Annotated in this window: 22 protein-coding genes, 2 tRNA genes and 1 pseudogene; 12 read left to right on the top strand and 13 right to left on the bottom strand. The window is 53.1% G+C overall.

Annotated elements, in window-relative coordinates; all coding sequences use genetic code 11:
• Nucleotides 1-64 precede the first annotated feature (64 nt).
• The 4 genes from frdD to frdA are packed head-to-tail and all read right to left on the bottom strand — an operon-like array spanning nucleotide 65 to nucleotide 3,371.
• Nucleotides 65-421, bottom strand: a complete 357-nt coding sequence (gene frdD, locus NAL19_RS18770; RefSeq protein ID WP_005972985.1) for a fumarate reductase subunit FrdD — start codon at nucleotides 419-421, stop codon at nucleotides 65-67.
• Between the two features lie 14 nt (nucleotides 422-435).
• Nucleotides 436-831, bottom strand: coding sequence for a fumarate reductase subunit FrdC (gene frdC, locus NAL19_RS18765; RefSeq protein ID WP_263059752.1), 396 nt, complete (start codon nucleotides 829-831; stop codon nucleotides 436-438).
• 13 nt (nucleotides 832-844) lie between these two features.
• Entirely contained in the window at nucleotides 845-1,582 is a 738-nt protein-coding gene (locus tag NAL19_RS18760) for a succinate dehydrogenase/fumarate reductase iron-sulfur subunit (RefSeq protein ID WP_263058139.1), read from the bottom strand.
• On the bottom strand, nucleotides 1,575-3,371 hold the full coding sequence (gene frdA, locus NAL19_RS18755) for a fumarate reductase (quinol) flavoprotein subunit (RefSeq protein ID WP_263058138.1): 1,797 nt from the start codon (nucleotides 3,369-3,371) through the stop codon (nucleotides 1,575-1,577). Before frdA ends, NAL19_RS18760 begins: the two co-directional genes overlap by 8 nt.
• A 473-nt stretch (nucleotides 3,372-3,844) precedes the next feature.
• Here frdA and epmA point away from each other — a divergent pair, with 473 nt between their 5' ends.
• A complete protein-coding gene (gene epmA, locus NAL19_RS18750) occupies nucleotides 3,845-4,822 on the top strand; it encodes an elongation factor P--(R)-beta-lysine ligase (protein WP_263058137.1) in 978 nt (325 codons plus the stop codon).
• Between the two features lie 51 nt (nucleotides 4,823-4,873).
• On the opposite strand, the gene mscM is transcribed toward epmA, so the two are convergent.
• The 3 genes from mscM to rsgA all read right to left on the bottom strand — a co-directional run bounded on the left by mscM (nucleotide 4,874) and on the right by rsgA (nucleotide 10,495).
• Nucleotides 4,874-8,197: a miniconductance mechanosensitive channel MscM gene (gene mscM, locus NAL19_RS18745; protein ID WP_225085957.1), complete on the bottom strand. Its 3,324-nt coding sequence runs from the start codon at nucleotides 8,195-8,197 to the stop codon at nucleotides 4,874-4,876.
• A 57-nt stretch (nucleotides 8,198-8,254) separates the two neighbouring features.
• Nucleotides 8,255-9,301 carry an archaetidylserine decarboxylase gene (gene asd / locus NAL19_RS18740; RefSeq protein WP_263058136.1) on the bottom strand — a complete coding sequence of 349 codons (1,047 nt, stop codon included), beginning with the start codon at nucleotides 9,299-9,301 and terminating at the stop codon, nucleotides 8,255-8,257.
• 144 nt (nucleotides 9,302-9,445) lie between these two features.
• Nucleotides 9,446-10,495 (bottom strand): small ribosomal subunit biogenesis GTPase RsgA, encoded by a 1,050-nt coding sequence (gene rsgA / locus NAL19_RS18735; protein WP_225085955.1) that lies wholly within the window; start codon nucleotides 10,493-10,495, stop codon nucleotides 9,446-9,448.
• A 311-nt stretch (nucleotides 10,496-10,806) separates the two neighbouring features.
• Between rsgA and tnpA the strand changes: the two genes are divergently transcribed.
• From tnpA to NAL19_RS18710, 5 genes and pseudogenes are all read left to right on the top strand, one after another.
• Nucleotides 10,807-11,244, top strand: a complete 438-nt coding sequence (tnpA, locus tag NAL19_RS18730; RefSeq protein ID WP_263059751.1) for an IS200/IS605 family transposase — start codon at nucleotides 10,807-10,809, stop codon at nucleotides 11,242-11,244.
• 179 nt (nucleotides 11,245-11,423) lie between these two features.
• Nucleotides 11,424-11,966, top strand: a complete 543-nt coding sequence (gene orn / locus NAL19_RS18725; protein WP_225085954.1) for an oligoribonuclease — start codon at nucleotides 11,424-11,426, stop codon at nucleotides 11,964-11,966.
• A 245-nt stretch (nucleotides 11,967-12,211) separates the two neighbouring features.
• Nucleotides 12,212-12,287 (top strand) — tRNA-Gly (locus tag NAL19_RS18720).
• A gap of 76 nt (nucleotides 12,288-12,363) precedes the next feature.
• Nucleotides 12,364-12,439 (top strand) — tRNA-Gly (locus NAL19_RS18715).
• Between the two features lie 179 nt (nucleotides 12,440-12,618).
• Nucleotides 12,619-12,876, top strand: a pseudogene (locus tag NAL19_RS18710) (helix-turn-helix domain-containing protein); the annotation flags it as partial.
• Here NAL19_RS18710 and NAL19_RS18705 read toward each other — a convergent pair.
• Nucleotides 12,760-13,245 carry a hypothetical protein gene (locus NAL19_RS18705; protein ID WP_263059774.1) on the bottom strand — a complete coding sequence of 162 codons (486 nt, stop codon included), beginning with the start codon at nucleotides 13,243-13,245 and terminating at the stop codon, nucleotides 12,760-12,762. The pseudogene NAL19_RS18710 and the gene NAL19_RS18705 sit on opposite strands and share 117 nt — an antisense overlap.
• 165 nt (nucleotides 13,246-13,410) lie before the next feature.
• Here NAL19_RS18705 and NAL19_RS18700 point away from each other — a divergent pair, with 165 nt between their 5' ends.
• A complete protein-coding gene (locus NAL19_RS18700; RefSeq protein WP_263058135.1) occupies nucleotides 13,411-14,106 on the top strand; it encodes a YjjG family noncanonical pyrimidine nucleotidase in 696 nt (231 codons plus the stop codon).
• 124 nt (nucleotides 14,107-14,230) lie between these two features.
• Here NAL19_RS18700 and NAL19_RS18695 read toward each other — a convergent pair whose 3' ends face one another.
• The 3 genes from NAL19_RS18695 to NAL19_RS18685 form a co-directional block, all read right to left on the bottom strand.
• Nucleotides 14,231-14,560 carry a type II toxin-antitoxin system RelE/ParE family toxin gene (locus NAL19_RS18695; protein WP_225085897.1) on the bottom strand — a complete coding sequence of 110 codons (330 nt, stop codon included), beginning with the start codon at nucleotides 14,558-14,560 and terminating at the stop codon, nucleotides 14,231-14,233.
• Nucleotides 14,529-14,765: a TA system antitoxin ParD family protein gene (locus tag NAL19_RS18690; protein ID WP_039317656.1), complete on the bottom strand. Its 237-nt coding sequence runs from the start codon at nucleotides 14,763-14,765 to the stop codon at nucleotides 14,529-14,531. Before NAL19_RS18690 ends, NAL19_RS18695 begins: the two co-directional genes overlap by 32 nt.
• 183 nt (nucleotides 14,766-14,948) lie before the next feature.
• Nucleotides 14,949-16,088, bottom strand: coding sequence for a YwqG family protein (locus NAL19_RS18685; protein ID WP_263058134.1), 1,140 nt, complete (start codon nucleotides 16,086-16,088; stop codon nucleotides 14,949-14,951).
• Nucleotides 16,089-16,548: 460 nt separating this feature from the next.
• Between NAL19_RS18685 and NAL19_RS18680 the strand changes: the two genes are divergently transcribed.
• From NAL19_RS18680 to NAL19_RS18670, 3 genes are read left to right on the top strand one after another with little or no spacing between them, the layout of a single operon-like run.
• Nucleotides 16,549-17,568 (top strand): ABC transporter substrate-binding protein, encoded by a 1,020-nt coding sequence (locus NAL19_RS18680; RefSeq protein WP_263058133.1) that lies wholly within the window; start codon nucleotides 16,549-16,551, stop codon nucleotides 17,566-17,568.
• A 15-nt stretch (nucleotides 17,569-17,583) separates the two neighbouring features.
• Nucleotides 17,584-18,348 carry an ABC transporter permease gene (locus tag NAL19_RS18675; protein ID WP_015841873.1) on the top strand — a complete coding sequence of 255 codons (765 nt, stop codon included), beginning with the start codon at nucleotides 17,584-17,586 and terminating at the stop codon, nucleotides 18,346-18,348.
• Complete coding sequence (locus tag NAL19_RS18670; RefSeq protein ID WP_263058132.1) at nucleotides 18,345-19,163, top strand: ABC transporter ATP-binding protein; 819 nt, start codon at nucleotides 18,345-18,347, stop codon at nucleotides 19,161-19,163. Before NAL19_RS18675 ends, NAL19_RS18670 begins: the two co-directional genes overlap by 4 nt.
• Before the next feature lie 69 nt (nucleotides 19,164-19,232).
• Here NAL19_RS18670 and NAL19_RS18665 read toward each other — a convergent pair whose 3' ends face one another.
• Together NAL19_RS18665 and NAL19_RS18660 are read right to left on the bottom strand one after the other, a co-directional pair.
• On the bottom strand, nucleotides 19,233-20,399 hold the full coding sequence (locus NAL19_RS18665) for an MFS transporter (RefSeq protein WP_263058131.1): 1,167 nt from the start codon (nucleotides 20,397-20,399) through the stop codon (nucleotides 19,233-19,235).
• Between the two features lie 19 nt (nucleotides 20,400-20,418).
• Complete coding sequence (locus NAL19_RS18660; protein ID WP_263058130.1) at nucleotides 20,419-21,303, bottom strand: LysR substrate-binding domain-containing protein; 885 nt, start codon at nucleotides 21,301-21,303, stop codon at nucleotides 20,419-20,421.
• 252 nt (nucleotides 21,304-21,555) lie between these two features.
• Here NAL19_RS18660 and NAL19_RS18655 point away from each other — a divergent pair, with 252 nt between their 5' ends.
• A complete protein-coding gene (locus NAL19_RS18655) occupies nucleotides 21,556-22,173 on the top strand; it encodes a LysE family translocator (RefSeq protein WP_225088228.1) in 618 nt (205 codons plus the stop codon).
• Between the two features lie 200 nt (nucleotides 22,174-22,373).
• On the top strand, nucleotides 22,374-23,423 hold the full coding sequence (locus NAL19_RS18650) for an NAD(P)-dependent alcohol dehydrogenase (RefSeq protein ID WP_263058129.1): 1,050 nt from the start codon (nucleotides 22,374-22,376) through the stop codon (nucleotides 23,421-23,423).
• The last annotated feature ends 161 nt before the right edge of the window (nucleotides 23,424-23,584 follow it).

Genomic DNA, 23,584 nt, shown 5'->3' with positions numbered 1-23,584 from the left:
CGGAAATAAAACGGCCTGCGACGATGTCGTGCAGGCCGTGAGGTACCAATTTACGGTGTGAGCTTTACAGCGTGACGACGCCGATGACGGTCACCACGGTTAGGATTGCCGCCAGACCGTAGAACACCCATTTTCCGGCAGGAACGTGGATTTTCAGGTCATGCATCGCGTGGTGGATGCGGTGTAAGCCACACCAGAGCGGAAGCACAATCATCAGCAGCAAAAAGACGCGGCCGATAAAGCTCTGGCTGAACGCGGCGATGCGCTCATAGGTTAGCGCATCCGGGAACAGCCCCAGAGGCAGCATCACGCCGACCAGCAGGATAATCACCGGGGCGAAGAACGCGCTCCACATCCCACCGGCGCCGAACAGGCCCCAGAAAGGCGGTTCGTCAGAACGTTTTGGCGTTGGGTTAATCACGTTATTTCTCCTGTTCAGAATAGTAAGGCGATCGCCAGAACGGCTACGGTTACCACCACGGTGACAGCCCACAGCCCTTTAATGAGTGGCTCCGGCCCCATTTTTTCATCTTTAACGATGATGATGCTGGCCTTCGGTGCCAGTTCAAACCAGGTTTTGGTGTGCAGCACGGCGGCCAGTAGTGCAACGATGTTAATCAGCAGCACCAGCGGGTTTTGCAGGAAACTGACGAAGTGTGCCCAGCCTTCCGGCCCGTTCTTCAGTGCGAAAACGCCGCACATCAGTACGATGCTGAACCAGACGGCGGGGACAGCCGTCCCCTCACGCAGCATATAAAAGCGGTAGAACCCCAGCTTTTTCCACCAGGTCGGCGACATGTCGCGAACATACGCTTTACGTTTAGTTGTCATCATTGTCCCTCCCTTATTGTGGTTTCAGCATGGCGATCATGAAGTCTTTCGCGCTTTCGACTTTGCCTTGCTGGATAGCCGCGGCTGGGTCGACATGCTTCGGACACACTTCTGAGCAGTAGCCCACAAACGTACAGCTCCACACGCCGTTATTACCGTTCAACTGCGGCATACGTTCTTTCTTGCCGCGATCGCGGTTGTCCAGGTTATAACGGTGCGCCAGCGTAATCGCCGCCGGGCCGATGAACTCAGGGTTCAGGCCAAACTGCGGGCATGCCGCGTAGCACAAACCACAGTTAATACAGCCGGAGAATTGGTGATACTTCGCCATTTGCGCCGGAGTCTGCTTGTTCGGGCCATCAGTTGGTTTACGATCGTTGCCGATGATATACGGCTTGATGGCTTCCAGACTCTCGATGAAGTGGGTCATATCGACCACTAAATCGCGCTCGATGGGGAAGTTGCCCAGCGCTTCGACCTTCATACCCTTCGTGTAGTCACGCAGGAACGTTTTACAGGCCAATTTAGGGACGTTATTCACCATCATGCCGCAGGAGCCACAGATCGCCATACGGCAGGACCAGCGATAGGAGAGGTCCGGCGCTAGGTTATCTTTGATATAACCCAACGCATCCAGCAGGGAAGTCTGCGTGTTGTACGGGACATCGAACGTTTCAAAATAGGGTTCATTGTCCTGTTCAGGGTTATAGCGCATGACTTCCATTTTCAGGGTTTTGATCGTCTCAGCCATTCGCCTGCTCCTTCTTGCTGCCTTCCTGCGCATCACCTTCTGCACCGTATACGCGTTTGGCCGGTGGAAGTTTGGTAATCTTCACATCGCTGTACTCCAGACGTGGTGCGCCTTCCGGGTTATAGAACGCCAGCGTATGCTTCAGGAAGTTAACGTCATCACGCTCGGTGCAACCTTCATCCAGACGCTGGTGCGCGCCGCGAGACTCTTTACGGTTGAACGCCGAGTGCGCCATACATTCCGCAACATCCAGGCTGTGACCCAGCTCAACGGTGTACAGCAGGTCGGTGTTGAACACGCTGGAGCGGTCGGTGATTTTCACGCGTTTGAAGCGCTCTTTCAGCTCAGCAATCTTATCGACGGTTTTCTGCATCAGATCGGTGGTGCGGTAAATACCACAGCCTTCTTCCATCGACATGCCCATTTCGTCGCGGATTTTCGCCCAGCTTTCGGTGCCTTCTTGATTCATCAGGTCGTGCAGGCGCTGTTCGATGTCACGCGTTTGTGCATCCAGCGCCGCACCGTTGGCGGGTGCTGCCGCCTGTGCGCGCTGTACGGCATGTTCACCCGCAACGCGCCCGAAGACCACCAGTTCGGCCAGCGAGTTGGAGCCCAGACGGTTCGCGCCGTGCAAGCCAACAGAGGAACATTCGCCGACGGCGAAAAGACCCTTGATGCGGGTTTCGCAGTTTTGATCGGTTTCAATACCGCCCATGGTGTAGTGCGCAGTAGGACGAATAGGAATTGGCTCTTTCACCGGATCGACGCCAACATAGGCTTTTGCCAGTTCGCAGATGAACGGCAAGCGTTCCAGAAGCTTCTTCTCGCCGAGGTGGCGCAAGTCGAGGTAAACCACGTCGCCCAACGGGGTTGAGACGGTGCGGCCTGCGCGCCATTCGTGCCAGAACGCCTGCGAGACTTTATCGCGTGGCCCCAGCTCCATGTATTTGTTTTTCGGCTGGCCGAGCGGCGTTTCCGGGCCCATGCCGTAGTCTTGCAGGTAACGGTAGCCGTCTTTGTTGACCATGATGCCGCCTTCGCCGCGACAGCCTTCAGTCATCAGGATACCGGAACCGGGCAGACCGGTCGGGTGATACTGAACGAATTCCATATCACGCAGCGGGACGCCGTGGCGGAACGCCATGCCCATGCCGTCGCCGGTGACGATGCCGCCGTTGGTGTTGTACCGGTACACGCGACCTGCGCCGCCTGTTGCCAGTACCACGGCATTCGCGCGGATCTGAACCAGCGAACCTTCCATCATATTGATGGCAACAAGACCGCGCGCCTGGCCGTCATCGACCAGAACGTCGAGGACAAAGTGCTCGTCAAAACGTTGGATTTGTGGATATTTAAGGGACGTTTGGAACAGCGTGTGCAGCATGTGGAAGCCGGTCTTATCGGCGGCAAACCAGGTGCGTTCGATCTTCATCCCGCCAAAGCGGCGAACGTTGACAGAACCATCCGGTTTACGGCTCCAGGGGCAGCCCCACTGTTCCAGTTGAATCATCTCTTCCGGGCAGTGTTTGACGAAGTGCTCAACCACGTCTTGTTCACACAGCCAGTCGCCACCGGAGACGGTGTCGTTGAAGTGATAATCGAAACTATCGTGTTCCTGAGTCACTGCTGCTGACCCACCTTCTGCCGCCACGGTATGGCTACGCATTGGGTAGACTTTTGAGATCAGCGCAATTTTCAGTTGAGGGTTGGCTTCTGCGGCAGCAATTGCCGCTCGTAGGCCAGCACCTCCGGCCCCGATAATGGCCAAATCGGCATTAAAGGTTTGCAATGCATTCCTCCAGTTACTTAAGTTAATTAAGTTAAAATAAAAAAATAATATCTATTCATTTCTGTATTTATATCCGAGCTTAATATCAAACCCGCTGAAAATTATGTGATAGAGGTATAAAGAATAGATAAACCTATAATTTTTGTGTGGGAATAATTATACCGAATTATAGGTAGATGAAATTTGATGTGATCCCGTATTTTGTCGTTTTTTCAGCGAATCTCGTATTTATTGATAAAAACGTGATCGAAAGACTTATTTAGGTGGAAATGATGCTTTTATTTCTTTAATAACCCTTTTGAAGGGGATATAAGAAAATGATCCACTGGAGATAATTTACGGCTGCTATCCTGAGCGCACCCTCTTAAAGGGTAGAGCATACCTTGCTGAAAAGCGCGTCAGGCTTTTTTCCGCTGGAAATTTGGGCTGAGGCGGGTAGACTGCACGCCCTGTTTGACTTTGGAGTAAGAACCATGAGCGAGACGACAAGTTGGCAACCTAGTGCTTCTGTCGCTAATTTGTTGAAACGGGCGTCGATCATTGCCGCTATCCGGCGCTTCTTCACCGATCGTGGTGTACTGGAGGTCGAAACGCCTGCGATGAGCCAGGCTACGGTAACGGATATTTTCTTATACCCGTTCCAGACCCGTTTCGTTGGCCCCGGCGCTGCGGATGGCATGACGCTGTATTTGATGACCAGCCCGGAATACCACATGAAACGTCTGCTGGCTGCTGGCAGCGGACCGATCTTTCAGCTGTGCCGAAGTTTCCGCAATGAAGAGTCAGGCCGACACCACAACCCTGAATTCACCATGCTGGAATGGTATCGCCCTCACTATGATATGTACCGCCTGATGAATGAGGTCGATGATCTGTTGCAGCAGGTACTGGATTGTGAAAGCGCGGAGATGCTCTCGTATCAGCAGGCATTTCTACGCCATCTGGAAATCGACCCGTTGTCTGTCGACAAAGCGCAGCTGCGCGAAGCGGCAGAAAAAATCGGATTGGGTGATATCGCTTGCCGTGAAGACGATCGCGATTCGCTGGTACAGATGCTGTTTACCTTTGGCGTGGAGCCGCACATCGGGCGCGACAAACCGGCGTTTGTCTACCATTTCCCGGCCACTCAGGCTTCGTTGGCTGAGATCAGCTCGGAAGATCATCGCGTCGCCGAGCGTTTTGAGGTCTATTTCAAGGGGATCGAGCTGGCGAACGGCTTCCGTGAATTGACCGACGCCGATGAGCAGCGTCAGCGCTTTGAGCAGGACAACCGTAAGCGTGCCGCACGTGATTTGCCACAGCAGCCGATTGATGAAAATCTGCTGGCGGCGTTGAAACACGGTCTGCCGGAGTGTGCAGGTGTTGCGTTAGGCGTGGATCGTTTGATCATGCTGGCGCTAAATGCCGAGAAGTTGAGTGACGTGATTGCGTTCTCTGTAGAACGCGCGTAACCCATCTGATCCAGGGCGGAGCCATATCTGGCTGCCGCCCATTTGCCCTTCTTATAAGCTGCCTGGCGTCCGCTGCCGTGGCGTCAGCGTTCTTCCACTGCGCGACAGATTGTCCATTCTCACCTGGAACGGTGGGAAAGGGAGATCCAGATTGTGCTTGCGATAGTTTTCCAGAATCAACTGATGCAACTCATGGCGCAGCGGCATACGGTGCCCCATTTCGGCGGCGAACACGCGCAGCTCGAAAATCTGAATCCCCTGTTGCAGGTCAACCAGAAAGGCTTCTGGCTCTGGCGTATCCAGAATCAACGAACAGCGCTTCACCGCATCCATAAGCAGTTCCGTGACTTCCTGGCTGTTTGCGTCCGCTGGGGCAGGCACCGTCAGCACGACACGTGTGACGGAATCCGACAGCGACCAGTTGATAAACTGCTCGGTAATAAATGCCTTGTTTGGCACGATGATTTCTTTGCGGTCCCAGTCGGAAATGGTGGTGGCGCGGGTATTAATACGCATGACGCTACCGGTGAGATCGCGGATCGTAACGGTATCGCCGATACGGATCGGTTTCTCAAACAGGATGATCAGGCCAGAGATGAAGTTGGCGAAGATCTCCTGCAAGCCGAACCCGAGTCCCACACCTAGTGCGGCCACCAGCCATTGCAGCTTCGACCATTCGATCCCGATCAGCGAGAACCCCATCAGACAGCCGATCAGCATCAAAATATATTTGCTGATGGTGGTAATGGCATAGCCGCTGCCCGGCGACAGATCCAGGTGCTGTAGGATCGCCAGCTCTAGCAGCGCAGGCAGGTTACGCACCAGTTGTGCGGTAATAATAAAGATCAGAATGGCGATCAGCACCGATCCCAGCGTAATCGCCTGAACGCTCTCCACGCCTTTGACCGTGCTGGAAACATCCCACAGGCTGATATTTTCCAGGAAGGCGAAGGCTGAATGAATTTCCGACCACAGCGCGATAACGGAAACCAGCGCGATCAGCGTTAGGATGGATCGCACCAGTTGCAGGGATTTGGCGCTGATGGCGTCCAGATCGACGACAGGCTCTTCCACCGCTTCCGAACTGCTTTCATGGGACGACGCAGACGGCGCGTCTTCTTCACCTTTGGCACGCTGCGCCAGAATTTCCGAACGTCGCTGTTTGGCACGGTCAAAGGCGATACGGCGTCGCTGAATCAGCATCCAACGGCGAATAATGTGGTAGACCACCAACAGGAAGAACCAGATAGAGACGGAGGTTTCCAGGCGTGCCAGCAGCGCCTGCGCGGTTGCCAGATAGCCGATGCAGGAGGCTAAGGCTGCAATGAGCGGCATGGCGATCAGGATGTTCCACATCGCACGGTTAACGGAGTTTTCCCCAGAACCTTCTTTATCCAGATACAGCGGGATACCGGCGCGTTTTAACCCGGTCGTAACTAGACTCAACGCCATACAGAGCAGGATGAAACAGAGCCGCCCCAGCGTGCTGGAAAACTCGCGATCGTTGAGCTTATCGAACGTAATCAGCGCCATAATCAGCGGCACGATAAAGGCGATGGAAAGGCGATAGTAGCGCATCGCTCTGGCGACGCGTTCCGGCGACCAGCGAAAGTGGACAATAAACAGCCCCTGCGGGTGCGCGAATGAGGCGCTGATCATCACCAGCCACATCAACGGCACGGTGGCGGTCACGCTGTCGCCGATGGCGACGGCAATCGGATAAGGCCAGGCGTTTTGCAGCCCGTAGCCCAGCGCGGCCCAGAGCACCGGCAGCGGCAGGGCAGTAAGGATGGACCAGAACACGGTACGCAGTGTCAGCATAAAGTGATCTAGCGTGACTTTACCGACGCGACTGCTGGCGCGCTCCATAAACGCATGATAGTGGCGGCGGGAGCTGATACTGAAGCCCACCAGCAGCAGCGCGCCCAGCAGCGGCAGCACGGTTTCCTGACTGGTGACCATCATCACCAGCGCGCTACCCAACTGCGTCAGCGTATCCAGAGACAGCAGACGCGTCAGATCCTGCACCAGTTTGAGCGGATAGGCGAACGTCACAGGATCGACATCCGCCACCCAGAACAGATCGCGGTGGGCCGCTTCCCGTGTTTCGGTTAGCGCATCCGCCAGCTGGTTATTGGCGACTTTGAGCTTGGTCAGTTCCAGTATCTGTGAGTCACAGCCGGAGATCAGTGAAGTCAGCAGGTCGCGCTGGGTACGCATTTGGTCGGTCAGAATCCGCTGTTGTGCGCTGGTCAGCGGATCGCCGTTATCCTGCTTGGCATTATCAAGATCCTGCGGTTTGTTGATCAGGTCTTCAAAGTGCAGCCGCTGTACGCGCAACTGCGCCATGTCGCTATCCAGCAACTGAGGTTTGGGCATTTCCGGCAGACGCGCGATTTGCGCCCGTAGCGTTTCTCCCAATATCGGTGAAACGCCGAGCCACTGTGCCTGCTCGCGGATGGTACTCAGCGCCTGACGAACCTGAATGGTGTGCGTGGCAGCCTGACGCTGTTGAGAGGCGATCAGATCCATCCGTTGCGCCTGTTGGTTCAGCGCGACGGAGAGCTCGCGGTTTACCTGTAACTGTTTGCTGATGACGCTGGGCAAATCACCACTTTGTTCCGCGAGAAGCTCTGTGCGCTCTAATGCCTGCTCGGCTTCGCGCTGGCGTAGGTTATTGAGCCTGCTGCGTAAATCCTGTTGCAGCAGATCCAGCCTGTCGTGGCGCTTTTTATACAGCTCGACGCGCAGCCGGGATAGCTCCTGACGATTGCTGGCTGACAGCTGTGCCAGCTCCAGTTCGTCCACCCGGCTTTTGCGTAGCGCGGATTCCGCCTGAAGCGCGACGAGCTGCGCTTGCCCCAGCGGCGTAGCGGGCGTACCGAGAGACTGAATGCGGCGTTCCGCATCGCTTTGCATACGGCTGGCTTCGGTTTGCTGCTGCGGAAGTTGACTGAGCGAATCGCCGATTTCACGCAGTCGATCCTGTTCCTGTTGGAGTTGGCGGGCCTGTTCCAGCAGTTGGCTGCTTGTTTGCAGCAGTTGCTGTTCAAGATCGTTGCTGGAGAGTCCCTCGGGAATCGACGAAGGTTTGCTGTCTTCGGCATTAAGCTGGCGACGGAGTTCCTGAACCAGCTTGGGGAAATCATCAATAACGCGCTGATATTGTGTGGCGCGTTCCAGCGCCTCTTTACGATCCTGTAGGGTGTTCAGCGCAGCCTGATATTCCTCAACGACTTTTGCCTGATCGGCTGCACCTTTATTGGCCTCCGCCTGCTGTAGCTGCTGGCGTAGCTGCGCCTCATTGGGCGCGGTGGCAGCCAACGTGGCAGTTGATAATAAACATCCCAGAAGAAAAGTCAGAATCAGACGCACGTTAGCTACCCTTTATTACAAACAACACGCTTACAAGCGACTAAAGCCGGACGCTATTTACGGCGCGTCGGGCTTGTGGCCCGTCTGGCCGGACGCGTCAATCGCAGTATTTTGTCCCTGAGCCTGAGCCTGAGCCTGAGCCTGAGCAGGCTCAGGCGTTGCAACGACAGGCGACGGTGCGGCGTCGTTTGCTGCCAGTTCGGTTCCTTCCGGGAAGATGACAGGCGTTGGTTCATCCTGACGGACTTCGGCAAACGGTTCACCCACACGGGTCACGCTCAGGGGGTTTAGATGAGCGGCAAACTGGAGATTGTTGCCTGCGGCAAACAGGTTAATCACCGTTGAACCCAGCTTGAAGCGGCCCATTTCCTCGCCTTTCGCCAGTACGACGGCACCTTCTTCACCCGCCTGCGGGTAAGTCCAACGCTTGATGATGCCTTCACGTGGTGGCGTCACCACACCGGACCACACGGTTTCGATGCTGCCGACAATGGTCGCACCGACCAGAATTTGTGCCAATGGCCCGAATTCAGTATCGAACAGGCAAATGACGCGTTCGTTACGCGCAAACAGATTCGGCACGTTATCGGCCGTCAGCAGATTGACGGAGAACAGATCGCCCGGCACATAAATCATCTCGCGCAGCACGCCGTCACATGGCATGTGGAGGCGGTGATAATCACGCGGTGAAAGATAAATGGTGGCAAACAGACCGTCGCGGAACAAATCGGCCATTATATAGTTACCGGCCAGCAGCGCTTCCAGCGTGTAGTCGTGCTTCTTCGCCTGAATCAGCTTGCCGTCGGTAATGGGGCCAAATTGCGACAGTACGCCGTCAGCAGGCTGCACCAGACGGTGCGCATGGGGATCGACAGGGCGAATGCCCGGACGCAGAGGGCGAACGAAAAACTCGTTAAACGTGCGATAGGATGCGGTATCCGGCTGCTGCGCTTCCTGCATGTTGACATTGTATTGGCGGACAAACAGATCGATCACCAGCTTGGTGAGTTTTCCCGCACGCTTATTGGCTCCCCAGCCAGCTAAGCGGGTCAGCCAGATCTTGGGAAGCCAATACTGTAATTTGATTTTGATATTATCCAGCACGGTGAGCCTCTTGGATTAATAGTGCGCCATAAAATAAGCTGTCTGGGAAACACATCTGACGTTGTCAGCGGTAGCCCAGAAAGAGAGTCAGCGAATTCGTTAACTCTCAAAGGGGGCGCATTGTAACGATGGTCATGATAAATGTCAGTTATCTGTATCTGAAAAGCCTTTACGCGTTTTTACTTGTGCCATGCTTTCCAGAATACGGTGATAGTTATCATAGCGCTCTACGGCAATCTCTCCGCGCTCCAGTGCGGCGTTAATTGCGCAGCCCGGATCGTTTTCATGTTTACAGTCGCGGAACTTACACGAACCGATGTATTTGCGTAGCTCGATGAAACCACGCGTAACCTGTTCGGGTTCCAGATGCCACAGACCAAATTCGCGCACGCCCGGTGAGTCGATGACGTCGCCGCCGTGCGGGAAATGGTAAAGTCGGGAGGCGGTGGTTGTGTGCTGTCCCAATCCTGAGGTATCGGAAACCTCATTCACCAGAATCCGTTCTTCATCCAGTGCGAGCAGCGCGTTAAGCAGGCTGGATTTCCCTACGCCTGATTGTCCGGCGAAAATACTAATACGGTCGGTGAGCGCCTGTTCCAGCTCAGGGATACCTTGTTGAGTGTGGCTGGACACCATCAGCACGCGATAGTTGAGCGCGCGGTAGATATCCATCAATTTATCAACAAATTGGCGGGATTCGTCATCCAGCAGATCAATTTTGTTCAGTACGATCAGCGGTTCGATCTCCAGCGTTTCGCAGGCGACCAGATAGCGATCGATAATGTTCAGCGACAGTTCAGGCAAGATCGCGGAGACGATCACGATCTGATCGATATTGGCGGCGATCGGCTTAATGCCATCGTAATAGTCAGGACGTGTCAGGACGGAATGACGGGGGTGAACGGCTTCCACGATCCCGCTGATGCCAGCGAGTGATTCATGGCCGGGGCGCCAGACGACGCGGTCGCCAGTCACCAGCGATGAAATGGTCCGACGAATGTTGCAGCGGTGCACCACGCCATCGGTGGCTTCGACATCGGCGTGCATACCGAATCGGCTGATGATAATGCCTTCCTGCGCATCGCCCAGTTGGCTATCTTCCCATTCGACTTTGCTTTCCGTTTTTTTCAGGCGACGCTGATGGTTTGCGCTAACCCGACGCTGCTGACCTTTCGACAGTTTCTTTTTGCTCACTGAGCCTCACTTAATAAGATTTATCGTTCGCGGCAGCGCGTTATCGCCCCACCCGTCATACTTCAAGCTGCATGTACGTTGGCTCCTTCGTTCACCTCAGTCACTTACTGGTGTAAGCTCCTGAGGATTTACTACGTCGCCGCCTTCCTGCAACTCGAATTATTTAGGGTGTATAATACACCCTATTTGATTGTCAGCCTTAAACCACCTCCTCAGGAGGTGGTGATTGTCCCTGTGAGGCTATAGCCTGAAGGAAGCCCATGCCAGAAAATTCCAGCTTACTCACCACAAGTAAGAAGGAAATCACTGACATGAGCAGTTATAGAAGTTCAGCACATGTGTTTTGGCGTTGCAAATACCACTTGGTTTGGACCCCAAAATATCGCTACAAGATTTTAACGGGCACAGTAGGGAAAGAGCTTTACCGTTCGATTTACATACTTTGCAATATGAAAGATTGCGAGATATTGGAACTAAATGTTCAACCAGACCATGTTCATCTTGTAGTGATGGTTCCACCGAAACTCTCAATTTCAACGCTAATGGGCGTCCTGAAAGGGCGCACGGCAATTCGTCTCTACAATAAATTCCCGCATATAAGAAAGAAACTGTGGGGCAATCACTTTTGGGCTAGAGGATACTTTGCGGACACGGTGGGAGTGAACGAAGAAATTATCAGACGTTACGTGAGGTATCAGGATAAGAAAGACCAAGAGTACGAACAGCAAATGGAATTATTGCAGGATTAAAACGGACAAGGCCCCCTTCTAGGGGGCCCCACTTAAAGCCACCTCTTGAAGAGGTGGATTTTTACTTTAATTAACTGATACCACCTTGTCGGTATCAGCACTGGGGCGGATACTGTTATCCTTGTATCGATGACAGGGCACAAGGCAACAGTAACACCCACGCAACAGGAACACCCACGATGGTAGATGAAAATAATCTGATCTGGATCGATCTCGAAATGACCGGCCTGAACCCGGATCGCGATCGTATCATTGAGATCGCAACGCTGGTGACGGATGCTAATCTGAACGTGTTGGCTGAAGGGCCGGTACTGGCGGTGCACCAGCCGGATAGCCAATTAGCGCTGATGGATGATTGGAATGTGCGTACACACGGCGCCAGCGGCCTGACGGATCGCGTCAAAGCCAGCACCACGGATGAACGTGCCGCCGAGCTGGAAACGCTGGCGTTTCTACAAAAATGGGTGCCAGCGGGTAAATCACCGATCTGTGGCAATAGCATTGGGCAGGATCGCCGCTTCCTGTTCCGCTATATGCCGGAGTTGGAAGCTTACTTTCACTACCGCTATCTGGATGTCAGCACGCTCAAAGAGCTGGCGCGACGCTGGAAGCCGGAAGTTCTGACAGGCTTTAAGAAGCAGGGCACGCATCAGGCGATGGACGACATTCGAGAATCCCTGGCGGAACTGGCTTATTACCGTGAGAATTTTCTGCGGTTGTAGATGAAGCAAGATGGGTAGGGCGTGATGTGCAGCGAATTGCTGCTATTTACGCCACAACTCTACGCAACAACGTTTGTTTTGTCAGCGAGAGTCTGTTTTATCAACACATTGTTTTTTTTATCAGCAGTCAGACAATTTTTCATTTTTTGGGGCTTGCGGTTAAACGGATTTCTCGTATAATGCGCACCCCATAACGATGAAGAATTTCAATTAAAGAACTTCAACATCGTGTGAAGATTTCCCGGGCGGGAATAGCTCAGTTGGTAGAGCACGACCTTGCCAAGGTCGGGGTCGCGAGTTCGAGTCTCGTTTCCCGCTCCACGTTTTATCACTGTTTGTCACCATACAATCAGTGCGCAGTAATCAGACGTAACGCCTGTTAATGTCTGTCCGATATGCGGGAATAGCTCAGTTGGTAGAGCACGACCTTGCCAAGGTCGGGGTCGCGAGTTCGAGTCTCGTTTCCCGCTCCAATCTTTTCATCTCTCTTTTTTCTTGTACCATCAATTTCCCTGTCGTGCCTAAAATCTATTCGTTTTTCCGTTGTGCAACGATACCGTTAGTACGCGGCGTCGCTTCCTTGTTTGGTGATATACCCGTGATCATTGAAGATGCTTGATTTTACGCACTAAGGAGATCATGCTCATCCGCTATGAAGATATTTATTACCGACGAACAGAAAGCCGAACTTGAGCACCTTCATGACAATACTCGTGACGGTCGTGTTCGTGACCGCATTAAAGCCGTCCTTCTTGCTTCAGAAGGTTGGACTTCTGCGATGATTGCTCAAGCTCTACGTCTGCACGAAACGACGGTAAATCAGCACATCAACGATTACGTCAACCAGCGTAAACTCAAACCTGAAAATGGCGGCTCGGCAAGTCGGCTTAATGCGGAACAAACCGCCTATTGCCATCCCATCTGCTAAACAAACGGCCTTATAGCATTTCAAAAGAGAAATAAGGCTCGCTCCTCTTCCTATGGAAAGACCGCTTCCGGCATTCTCATCGAGATAAAAATAGCGTTTAAAAACAACACTAAGTTTTTTATTATGGTAACCAACAACATAGTCCTTCTCATAACAATGAAAGTCTTTCGGATCGCCGACTAATTCGTACCCTTGAGAAAGCAGCTCTGTCGGCGAAAAATCCTTAAGCCCAAAAATGTCTGGATGCCGAATGGTCGATGCTTTCAAGTACGTAATAAAAAGATTAAAAAAAGTATTCTCAATATTGCCTACCAACCGCGTATTGCGCACCTGCATGTGTATAAGCAGCATGATGACCGTCAGGAGTCATTATGTTACCTGATTGTATAAGGATGATATCATCCACGATAAGATAGCCAAATGCCGTGTGCCGTTAATCGCGCACCGAGATGGTAGCCCCAACTGCACTATTCGTTTCCGACAAAACGATTATTTAATTCTGAGTAACCAACATTTATGAAATACCGCCATTTTCTGTTTGACCTTGACGACACGCTGTTGGATTTCAAAGCCTCTGAGCGTCTTTCGTTTGCGCGTACGCTGAAGGATCTTGGCGTCGATATTGAAAATACGACCCTGTTTGCGGACTATCAGCGAGAAAACTCTCAGCTATGGAGCGCGTTCGAAAAGGGGGAGATCGCCAAAGATGTACTGAAATTCGAACGATTCCGTCGCACCTTCTCCCTTCATGGCATTGATATCGATCCTCACAAGGCGAGCAGCCTCTATCTGGAGTGCCTGCCTGAGACCGTCGTGCTGGTGGATGGCGCGGTTCAGCTATGCGAAGCGCTTGCCGAGATCGGTGAAGTTGGCATTATTACCAACGGCATTGAGTATGTGCAGGCGCAGCGGGTGGCGAACTCGGGGTTGGCGGACTGGCTCACGTTTGTTGCTACCTCTGAAGCTTGCGGCTTCGCTAAGCCGGATGCGCGCTTCTTTGAATTCTCAGCCAGCAAGTTCAGCTCGTTCAAAAAAGCCGAGGCGATCATCGTGGGCGACAGACTTGATGCCGATATTCTGGGTGCAAACCTGTACGGCATCGACAGCTGTTGGTTCAATGCCAGTGGGGCTGCCAACGATTCGGATATTGCGCCAACTTATGAGGCCGCAACCCTGCAAGATGTCTTCACACAGATCGGTACCAGCGTGTAAACCTGTACCATGCCGCATTGGCGACAATCACTGCTATCGACCCGCTTTGGGTTGTCGTCGGACTCTACTTAGCTGTTTCCTGAATAATAAAACCGCTTAAGATAAAAGGAACGGCTGATATTGGTTATTTAATTAGCTTCAGGTCAGCTTTTCTGTGACGCTTTTGATCATCATAGACATTTTCATGTGAGCCGAGGTTCAATAAATATATTTCGAGTTTAGCGTCAACCCAGCGATAACTCAGGAGATATTGCTGGTTACTCATATAAAATTTATGTACCCAAAGATAATTTAGATCACCCTTTTTGCGCTCACCCATCTCAGGTTCGTCAATGATAAGTTCAATCTGTTCATCGACGGTTTTCTGTTCTTGTTCTGTCAGAGTGGCAAATTTCTTCTCAAAACGGCGTGACTGATATACCTCAAGATTTTTCCCGGTCTCTTCTGCGCACATACTTTGTCATTCTTCCATTGTCGATTTCTGATTTCGCCAGCAGAATTTCGTTGATGAAGGAAAAAGGTAATTCAGGGTTATCCTCAGCAATACGGCCAATTTTAGCCCAGTACTCTATTTGCTTTGGCACGCTTCGGCTCATTGCTTCTGCATGTACTTTCACTTCTTCAACAAAATCATCATCCAGGCGGATGCTTGTTGCCATATTTCGGTACTCCATGATGTAGTCACCACAGCCTCTTAGTGATGGTTTTGATGATACGTCACCTTTCGACGCACTACGGATCTTAGTTTGCGACAAATTGTCGCAATGTGCAATCTATTTTCTTACTGCAGCCCGCAAAATGGCTATGCCTTGCCTTTGCGATCGTTTTCATGAAATACCCCCTCAGTAGTCGCAGACCAGAAATACGCGGTCGAAGCGTTGGGCTGCGAGGTCGCTACGGTGGATGATGAAATTTAGCGTGCCGTCATCCCACTGAAATTGTCCATCCAGACAGGCCTGAAACAGCACCAGCCAGTCCTGCGCTTCGCCGCCCAATTGTTGTGCTGCCTGCAACTCGGGCAATTCATGCTGGCTGAAACCACAGCCGTTGACTCGGGCAATACCCTGATATTCAGGCAACGGGGCATCAGGCGGAAAGTCCGATGGCAGCATCTCCTTTTCGATCATCCAGACGAGTTGCTCTTCCGTCGCTTTACTATTAGGTAACAGATTGAATGCGCCCAGTTGCCGCAACTGCCAGGCGTAATATTGCGCAAAGCCAAGACGGGACAGCGCATTGTCATACGCATCATCATGCAATGCTGTCTGTTGTTCCTGACTCAGATGTGAGCACAATAGGGCGTCAAGGTGAGGATTTTGGCGCAATGCATAAAAGCTGGGTACGGCGATGCTGGTTCTTGGATGCAGTTTAAAGGCGGGCTTTTGCCCGAGGGTCTTCTCGTCATTGAAGGCCAGGCCGGCAAAGCGCATACCGCTGCACAGACGGGCGGCATCCTGCACATAGATGACTTTCCCTCGGGTTGTTACAGGGCTACTTCCACATTCCAGAAAGAAGAATAGGGTCCCCTCGCGCGGCAGATAGTCCTGTAACGGTGCTAAGGCGCGGCAGTCTATCTGGGCAATAAATTCCAGCGGTACATGATAGCGCTGTGTGACGTCGTCCCAGGGGAAAATGCACACATCTTTTCCGTCTTCACCTTCTTGCCAGCACTCCTCGTATGCGAGCAAGGTATCTTCGGTGATGCTGACGCAAGGGTAGGGGATATCAACAGGTAAATCCGGCAGGCCGCCCAGCCGATGATTGCCCAGTGCGGTCTGGTCGTCCTCTGTGCCATGATAGAAATCGACGCTGCTGCGTAAGGTGCCAGCCACAGCATCAGCGATGGGGGCGATAGCATTCGCTGAGAGCAGCGAGTTCAGAAGATGTTGTCGCTGTGGAGAATGTTCCGCCAGCAGCGGGCGCAGGGCGGGTTCGACAGCCACGGAGGGATTGGCCGACTCTTCCATGTGTATGATTGGCATAACGACTCCTGTTTGAATACTTGCTCCTTAGAACAGGAGCTTAGCGACACGACTCTCAGACTATGTCTGCCCGAAAAGTGTGCTCATCCCGATCCGTCGCCTGTAGCCCGAATAGAGGGGCAATAAAGCACGAAATAACGCAGAGAAAAACGCAGCAACCCATCGTTTCTATGATGCCACATTTGCCTGCCTCAGCAAGAAGGCGATGTACTGACGGCAAGCCACTCTGCATCACCCATAATGCATTTTTGTAACGTTTTGCCTTTTTTTGGTGCGTTAACGCCGCCGGAATCCCTGTGTTTACTGCATTTTCACCGCATTGGAAATCATGGCACGGCCTGTGCTTAGTCTTATATACCATCTTGTGTACAAGTTGGGGCGACTCAGGCAATCGACCTGATCGGTTTTTTCAGGCTGGGGTTTATCGGCTGTTGTTAGCTCACCGTTGAAGGGGGAACACATGAAAAATAACAATGACAAGATCGATCGTAAACGCAGGCAGTTGATGAAGTGGTCAGCAGTTAGCGCAGGCGCGTTGACGCTAAGCAGCCTGCTGCCGGGCATGGCTTTTGCTGCCGACGGTGAAGAGATCCGCATCGGCTACTGGCCCATTGTGGGCGGTTTGCCTTTATACGTGGGCGTTGAGCGGGGTTTTTTCAAAGAGGCAGGGTTGAATGTGCGAGCGGTGAAATTCGCCAGCCCGCAACAGATTGTCGAGGGGATGATCACGGGGCGCATACACGGATGCGCCAATGGTACAGCCACCGGCGCGTTGGGATTAGGCGAGATTACCTCACCCGGCCTGTTCAAGATCATTTGTTCGAACCCGTCGAATCATCAGATGGTACTGGATGAATTTCTGGTGCCGTTAAACAGCGACGTAAAAAGCATCGCAGAGCTGAAAGGCAAACGTATTGCCTGTGGACCGGGTATTCAGAATGTGGTGATGACCAAAATCATTCTGGAAAAAAACGGCTTTACGGCGGATGAACTGCGCGTGACGGAGTTGCCGGTTGGGCAGCATGCCGCAGCACTGGCTGCGGGTCAGATTGACGGGGTTTATACGCTGGAACCGACGGGGACGGTAGGCCGACTGAAAGGGCTGTCGCGTACGCTGGAAACAGGCGTGATCTCACGCTATGTGCTCGGTAACCCTGATGCGCCGTGGTTTGGCGGTGCGGCGGCACTCAATAGCGGTTTTATCGAAAGCCGTGCGGCGGACGCAAAACGCTTCACGCAGGCCTATGCCAAATCGGTGCAGTTTATTCAGCAGAATCCGGAAGCGGCTCGTGAGCACATCACCGGATACACCAGCATTGAAGCCGAGCTGAGTAAAGAGGTGCCGTTGCTTGGGTTTGTCATGTATGACGAGCTAAAAGGCGACAATTTGGCGTGGTTCCAGAAGTTTTATGATGTGTTCACCGAAAGAAAAATCTTCCGGCAGCCGGTGGATGTCAGCAGCCTGATTTATCAGCCTTAAGGGAGGAGCTTTATTATGCGCCAGCACTGGACGTCTAAATTATTGCCCGCTGTCGGCCCGATTCTGCTGTTTCTCTTCTGGCAGTTGGCGGTCAGCGCAAAATGGCTGAACCCCATTTTATTACCCTCGCCGGTCGATACGTTGAGCTATATGTTCCAGTCCTTCGCGGATGCCAGCATGCGCACGGATATCGGCGCGACGCTGTACCGTACGCTTGCCGCATTTGGTTTTGCTGCACTGATTGGCGTGCCGCTGGGCGTTATTCTGGGAAGCAACGAAAAGATTTACCGCAGCCTGGAGTTTCTGATCGACTTCTTCCGCTCTACGCCGTCATCAGCGCTGATCCCGCTATTTTTGCTGATTTTTGGCATCACCGACGCGAATAAAATTGCTATTTCGGCTTTTGCCGCTGTGCTGGTGATTCTGTTCAACAGCGCTTATGGCGTGATGAATGCCAAGAAAACCCGTCTGATGGCGGCGCAGGTCATGGGGATTTCGCGCTGGCATATTTTTAAAGACATCATGCTGCTGGAAAGTCTGGCGCAAACCTTTGTCGGCCTGCGCACCGGTGTGTCGATGGCGTTGGTGATTGTGATTGTCGCGGAGATGTTTATTGGCTCGGAAACAGGGCTGGGGCACCGCATCATCGATGCGCAGCAGGTGTTCAACATTCGGGATATGTACGCCTCCATTCTGATTACGGGCGCGCTGGGATATCTGCTTAACGTCCTGTTTCTGATTGTAGAAAAACGAATTGTTCACTGGAGTGGCAAAGCATGATGACACAGAGCATAGCGCAAGTGGAAAAACCGGAGACGGCGCTACCGCCTTATCCGGCACCGAACACCCACGTCACCATTCGCGGGTTGAACAAGTCGTTTGCAGGTCAGCCGCTGTATACCGATCTGAATCTGGATTTGCCGCGCGGCAAGATTGTGTCGATTTTCGGGCCGAACGGATGTGGTAAATCGACGCTGATGAACATGATTGCCGGGCTGATTCCCGTGGATAGCGGCGATATCCTGTTTGATGGCAAGACGCTGGCGGAAACCCGCATTGGCTATGTGTTTCAAAACTACCGTGATGCGCTTTTTCCCTGGATGAGCGCCTGGAAGAATATTGCCTATCCGCTGGTACGTAGCGGGATGAGTAAACACGATGTGCAGACGCGGATGGATGAACTGATCGCGATGTTTGATATTCGTTTCGATCTTCAGCGTTATCCGTATGAGCTTTCAGGTGGACAACAGCAGACGGTTTGTATCATGCGGGCGTTGGCGACGGGGCCAGAGGTGATGTTTTTAGATGAGCCGTTCTCCGCATTGGATTTTGAAATGACGCTGTTTATCCGCGACAAGCTGCAAGAGGTGCAACTGGCGACCGGCGTGACGATGGTCATCGTGTCACACGATTTAGAAGATGCGGTGTTTCTGGCGGATGAAATCCTGCTGCTGACGCGTCGACCGACGACGGTGTCGGAGATTGTGCCGTTTGATTTAGCGCGTCCACGCGGTGCGGAGGCGATGAGCGACCCTGAGTTTATTCGCGTCAAGGCGCACACGCTGGAGGTGTTCAAACGCGAAATGGCCGCATAGGCCACCCCTCTGCCGTTCCATTTCAGGCACGCCAGTCCGTCGCTGGCTTGGTGTGCCTGATGCCGACATTCACTCTTCACCCAGCGAACGCGATACGCGTTCTTTTCTTAATGTGCCCTGTATGCCAACAAACAGCACGCCGGTTAGCAGCAAGATGGCGATGAGGCCGTCGTAGCCATAAAACGTGATGGTTGCGCCAGAGAACAGCGGCCCGCTTATGCTGCCCGCAGACCACACTAGCCCCAGAAGGGAATTCATTACGATCAGTCGCTGACCCGCAAATTTCTGACCAGCCCGTACCAGAGACAGCGTGTAAAGCCCGCCTGCGGCGGCGCCCAGTACGATACAGACGGGAACCAGCAGTGCAGGGGAGGAGAATGAGAAGGTGATCAATACCAGCATCACACAGAACAGGATGCCGCAGGCTATGTGGGTTTTGATAATGCCGCATTGGTCTGCCAGCCAGCCAATCGGCGTCTGAAATACGGCATCGCCCAGAAAAATGAGCGTAACCAATAAGATCGCGGATTTTTCGTCTAAACCTTGTTCCATACCGTAAAGCGGAAAGAGCGCCAGTATGCTGGCATCGAAGAAGGAAAAGCAGAGTACGCCAGAGGCGATGGCTGGGAGAAAAGGGAGAAGATCCCGATAAGACGCTGAAGACGATTCCTCTGTCTGAACCATCGTGGCACAGTTCCTCAGCATGAACGCGCATGCGGCGGAAATGCCACAAATCAGCCATAGCGCATAGATTTGCATCGGCTCCCCAGCGGCAATAAGCAACGGCCCTAGCAACTGACACCCTGTGAAAACGGCGGCATATAGCCCTGTCAGCGTCGCTTTGTGTTTGTCTGAAGCCCGGCTGGTGACCCAGGTTTCTCCCAGCACGACCAACACCCCTGAGGCCAGCCCGGTTAACAGGCGGGGTAAGGTGAGCGAAACAGGATGTGACAGCAGGAATGAGGCCACGGTGGATGCCGCCAGAATAATCAGGCTGCCGGAGAGCAGATAGCTGGCGTGCAGACGGCGACTGAGCCACGGGGTAACGAATGAAGAGAGCATCATCCCGGCCGCCGGAAGGGCCGCCAGCACGCCGAGTGTTGCCGTGCTGTGCCCGTGCTCGGCCAGCTTCAGGCTGATCAGCGGCAGGGTGTAGCCTGTCACCAGCCCCACAAGCGAGGCGGCGATAATCATGTTCAGTGTCGTGAAATGGGTTTCACGGGAATGTGCTGTCATTGTCTTTCCAGTTGCGGGTTTAACAGGCGTCCTCAACCCCGGAAAGGCAGGTGGACACTTCCTGCATTAGCCAGGTATGAAATCGTATGTACTTCTCATTTTGCTCAAGAGGGATGGGCGAGAGCAGATAATACGCTGAACCGTCCTGCGCAAATCCGTAGGGGGCATGCAGTTGTCCGTTCGCAATCTCGTCCTGCACCATCAGGAAAGACGCCATTGCCATGCCCAACCCCGAGACTGCCGCCTGAATACACAGATAGAAGTGCTCGTAGTCCGCTCTGATGCTGCCTTTGATGGACACGTGCGTCTGCCGTTGCCAGGTTACCCACGCTTTCGGTCGTGTTCCGGTATAGAGCAGGCGCGTCCCTTCCAGACTGCTTTTGCGTTCGGCTTTGTCGCGGCTTACCGGCCCCATCCATTCGTCGCACACCTTTACTCCATGCGTTTGCGGATCCCAGTGAAAATCGTCGCGCCGCAGCGCAAGGTCAACGCCGCTACGTACAAAATCAATCGGCCCGCCTGCCGCGACCAGATGGAGTTTGATATCGGGATTTGCCTGATTAAACGCCGGCAGCCTCGGAATCAGCCATTTCATCGCAATGGTGGGTTCGCATGACAGCGTCAGCACGTCATCCTGCGCACCTTGCTGTAGACGATAGACTGCCCCTTCGAGCTGCTCGAAAACGGACTGTGTGACCGTATGCAAAGAACGGCCTGCGGCGTTTAAAAAGATCGCCCGGTTGCGTCGTTCAAACAGCTCCACCCCCAGCGCCTCTTCCAGCAATCTAATCTGCCTGCTGACGGCGCCATGCGTGACGTGCAGAGACTCAGCGGCTTTAACAAAGCTACCGGTTTGTGCGGCCGCTTCAAAGAAGCGAAAAGAAGCTAGCGAGGGAAGTTTCATATACACGATGAAATTTGACAGATTTACACCAAGATAAATCGCTTTTTTGCCACATGCAAACGCTGAATAATCACACTGCCTTCTGGCGATAGGAGGCGTAATTACCTAAATAGTGAAGAGATATCGTGAGGCCAGCCTCTTTGATCGCCGTGTTGCGTCAATCACCTTTGCATTCCTCCCTTCGCCAGTCTTTCATCTATCTGTGCAAAATCATCGTGAAAAAAGATGGCTTGCCGAACAAGGGAAACGTTAATGAATGAGTTAATTGCTGTCGCGACGATCACCATTTTAGCGGTGATCAGCCCAGGACCTGATTTTGCCATGGTGACCCGCAATAGCTATGCTTTTGGTTCACGGGTTGGATTGTTCAGCGCATTCGGCATTGCCTGTGGTATTCAGGTTCATGTGATGTATACCGTTTTTGGCATCGCCGTATTGATTGTTAGCTCCCCGCTGCTATTCATGGCGATGAAAATTCTGGGGGCGTCATATCTGATTTATATCGGGTATAAATCCCTCACCAACACGACAAAAATAACATTGGAAGAAGCGTCCGGCCATGCGCCATCATCGCTTACCGCATTTCGCATGGGCTTTCTCACCAATGCGTTGAATCCAAAAGCGATGTTGTTTGTGGTCTCTACCTACACGCAAGTTGTACAACCCGGTAGCCCACTGAGCCATAATGTTGGCTATGGGTTATTTATGTCTATCGCTCACTGGGTCTGGTTCAGCATCGTTGCGCTGTTTTTTGCTACTCCAGTCATGCGCCGCCGCCTGCTCGACAGGCAACGTCTGGTTGACAAAGGGATTGGCATTGCGCTGATTACGTTAGGCGCTTCGCTGGCGTTGACCAAGATTGCCCTCTAAGAGAGCGGAGGGAAATCACCTGCTCTGTAATAAGCCGAACTGCCGAAAACGATAGCGTGTAGATAAAAAATGGAGGATCAGGCAAGAAAACAGTGGGAATGCTATACCTGTTTGCTGGGGGAATTGGGGAAAATAGTGTGTTTCTTACACAGTCTATTTTTTTCCACCGAATCGGTTTCTCAACAGAAAAGGAAATAGCCATGCTTGTTCATGCGTATGGGGCCCATGCGGGCGATAAACCTCTCGAGCCGTTGCAGATTGTCCGCCGTACGCCGGGAGCTCACGATGTCCAGATTGAGATTGCGTACTGTGGCATCTGCCACTCGGATCTGCATCAGGTGCGTGCTGAATGGGCGGGCACACAGTTTCCCTGCGTGCCTGGCCATGAAATCGTCGGACGTGTGTCTGCGGTTGGGGCCCATGTTTCCGCCTTTAAGGCGGGCGATCTGGTGGGTATCGGCTGCATCGTGGACAGCTGTCGACACTGCGAAGAATGTGATGATGGCTTAGAAAACTACTGTGATGGTATGGTCGGCACCTATAACGGCCCGACGGCGGATGAGCCCGGCTGGACGCTCGGCGGTTACTCTCAGCAGATCGTCGTGCATGAACGCTATGTGCTGCGCGTCCGTCATTCCGAGGCGGAACTGGCCGCTGTTGCGCCGCTGCTGTGCGCGGGGATTACCACCTATTCGCCGCTGCGCCACTGGAATGCCGGGCCGGGTAAGAAGGTCGGCGTCGTAGGTATCGGTGGGCTTGGCCACATGGGGATCAAACTGGCGCATGCCATGGGGGCCTATGTTGTGGCGTTCACCACGTCTGAATCCAAACGTGAAGATGCTAAGGCGCTGGGCGCCAATGAGGTCGTGGTGTCTCGTAACGCGGAAGAGATGGCGGCGCACGCGGGCAGCTTCGATTTAATCCTGAATACCGTTGCCGCACCGCACGATCTGGATGCGTTTCTGGTTCTGCTGAAGCGCGATGGCGCGCTAACGCTAGTCGGTGCGCCTGCGTCGCCGCATCCTTCTCCTAACGTGTTCAACCTGATCATGAAACGCCGCACGGTGGCGGGATCGATGATTGGCGGCATTCCTGAAACGCAGGAGATGCTGGATTTCTGTGCCGAGCACGGGATTGTGTCCGATATTGAGCTTATCCGCGCCGACGAAATCAATGAGGCCTACGAGCGGATGCTCAAAGGCGATGTGAAATACCGCTTCGTCATTGATAACGCCACGCTGAACGCCTGATTGGCCTGGGTCCCATAGCACAGACTTCCTCCCGACGCTGTGGGACTATCATCAAGCATCAAGTGATTTATCACGCCTTCTCGACATCATGAGAAAAATCAAGCCGTCGTAATTTCCTGTCACCAAAGACGCATGGATGCGGTACTATTCGTCGCTACTCC

Origin of the sequence: Pectobacterium sp. F1-1, assembly GCF_025643735.1 — a bacterium.
In the GTDB taxonomy this organism is placed as follows: domain Bacteria; phylum Pseudomonadota; class Gammaproteobacteria; order Enterobacterales; family Enterobacteriaceae; genus Pectobacterium; species Pectobacterium colocasium.
This window is presented reverse-complemented; position numbering and strand designations above follow the sequence as displayed.

Bases quoted from the DNA above. Each gene is read 5' to 3' on its own strand.
- NAL19_RS18700 (WP_263058135.1), top strand. From the start codon at position 13,411: ATGAAATACCGCCATTTTCTGTTTGACCTTGACGACACGCTGTTGGAT.
- NAL19_RS18690 (WP_039317656.1), bottom strand. From the start codon at position 14,765: ATGGCAACAAGCATCCGCCTGGATGATGATTTTGTTGAAGAAGTGAAA.
- tnpA (WP_263059751.1), top strand. From the start codon at position 10,807: ATGAGCAGTTATAGAAGTTCAGCACATGTGTTTTGGCGTTGCAAATAC.
- NAL19_RS18705 (WP_263059774.1), bottom strand. From the start codon at position 13,245: ATGCTGCTTATACACATGCAGGTGCGCAATACGCGGTTGGTAGGCAAT.
- NAL19_RS18660 (WP_263058130.1), bottom strand. From the start codon at position 21,303: ATGAAACTTCCCTCGCTAGCTTCTTTTCGCTTCTTTGAAGCGGCCGCA.
- epmA (WP_263058137.1), top strand. From the start codon at position 3,845: ATGAGCGAGACGACAAGTTGGCAACCTAGTGCTTCTGTCGCTAATTTG.
- NAL19_RS18695 (WP_225085897.1), bottom strand. From the start codon at position 14,560: ATGTGCGCAGAAGAGACCGGGAAAAATCTTGAGGTATATCAGTCACGC.
- NAL19_RS18675 (WP_015841873.1), top strand. From the start codon at position 17,584: ATGCGCCAGCACTGGACGTCTAAATTATTGCCCGCTGTCGGCCCGATT.
- NAL19_RS18685 (WP_263058134.1), bottom strand. From the start codon at position 16,088: ATGCCAATCATACACATGGAAGAGTCGGCCAATCCCTCCGTGGCTGTC.
- NAL19_RS18655 (WP_225088228.1), top strand. From the start codon at position 21,556: ATGAATGAGTTAATTGCTGTCGCGACGATCACCATTTTAGCGGTGATC.
- NAL19_RS18670 (WP_263058132.1), top strand. From the start codon at position 18,345: ATGATGACACAGAGCATAGCGCAAGTGGAAAAACCGGAGACGGCGCTA.
- orn (WP_225085954.1), top strand. From the start codon at position 11,424: ATGGTAGATGAAAATAATCTGATCTGGATCGATCTCGAAATGACCGGC.
- NAL19_RS18650 (WP_263058129.1), top strand. From the start codon at position 22,374: ATGCTTGTTCATGCGTATGGGGCCCATGCGGGCGATAAACCTCTCGAG.
- NAL19_RS18760 (WP_263058139.1), bottom strand. From the start codon at position 1,582: ATGGCTGAGACGATCAAAACCCTGAAAATGGAAGTCATGCGCTATAAC.
- NAL19_RS18665 (WP_263058131.1), bottom strand. From the start codon at position 20,399: ATGACAGCACATTCCCGTGAAACCCATTTCACGACACTGAACATGATT.
- NAL19_RS18680 (WP_263058133.1), top strand. From the start codon at position 16,549: ATGAAAAATAACAATGACAAGATCGATCGTAAACGCAGGCAGTTGATG.
- frdC (WP_263059752.1), bottom strand. From the start codon at position 831: ATGACAACTAAACGTAAAGCGTATGTTCGCGACATGTCGCCGACCTGG.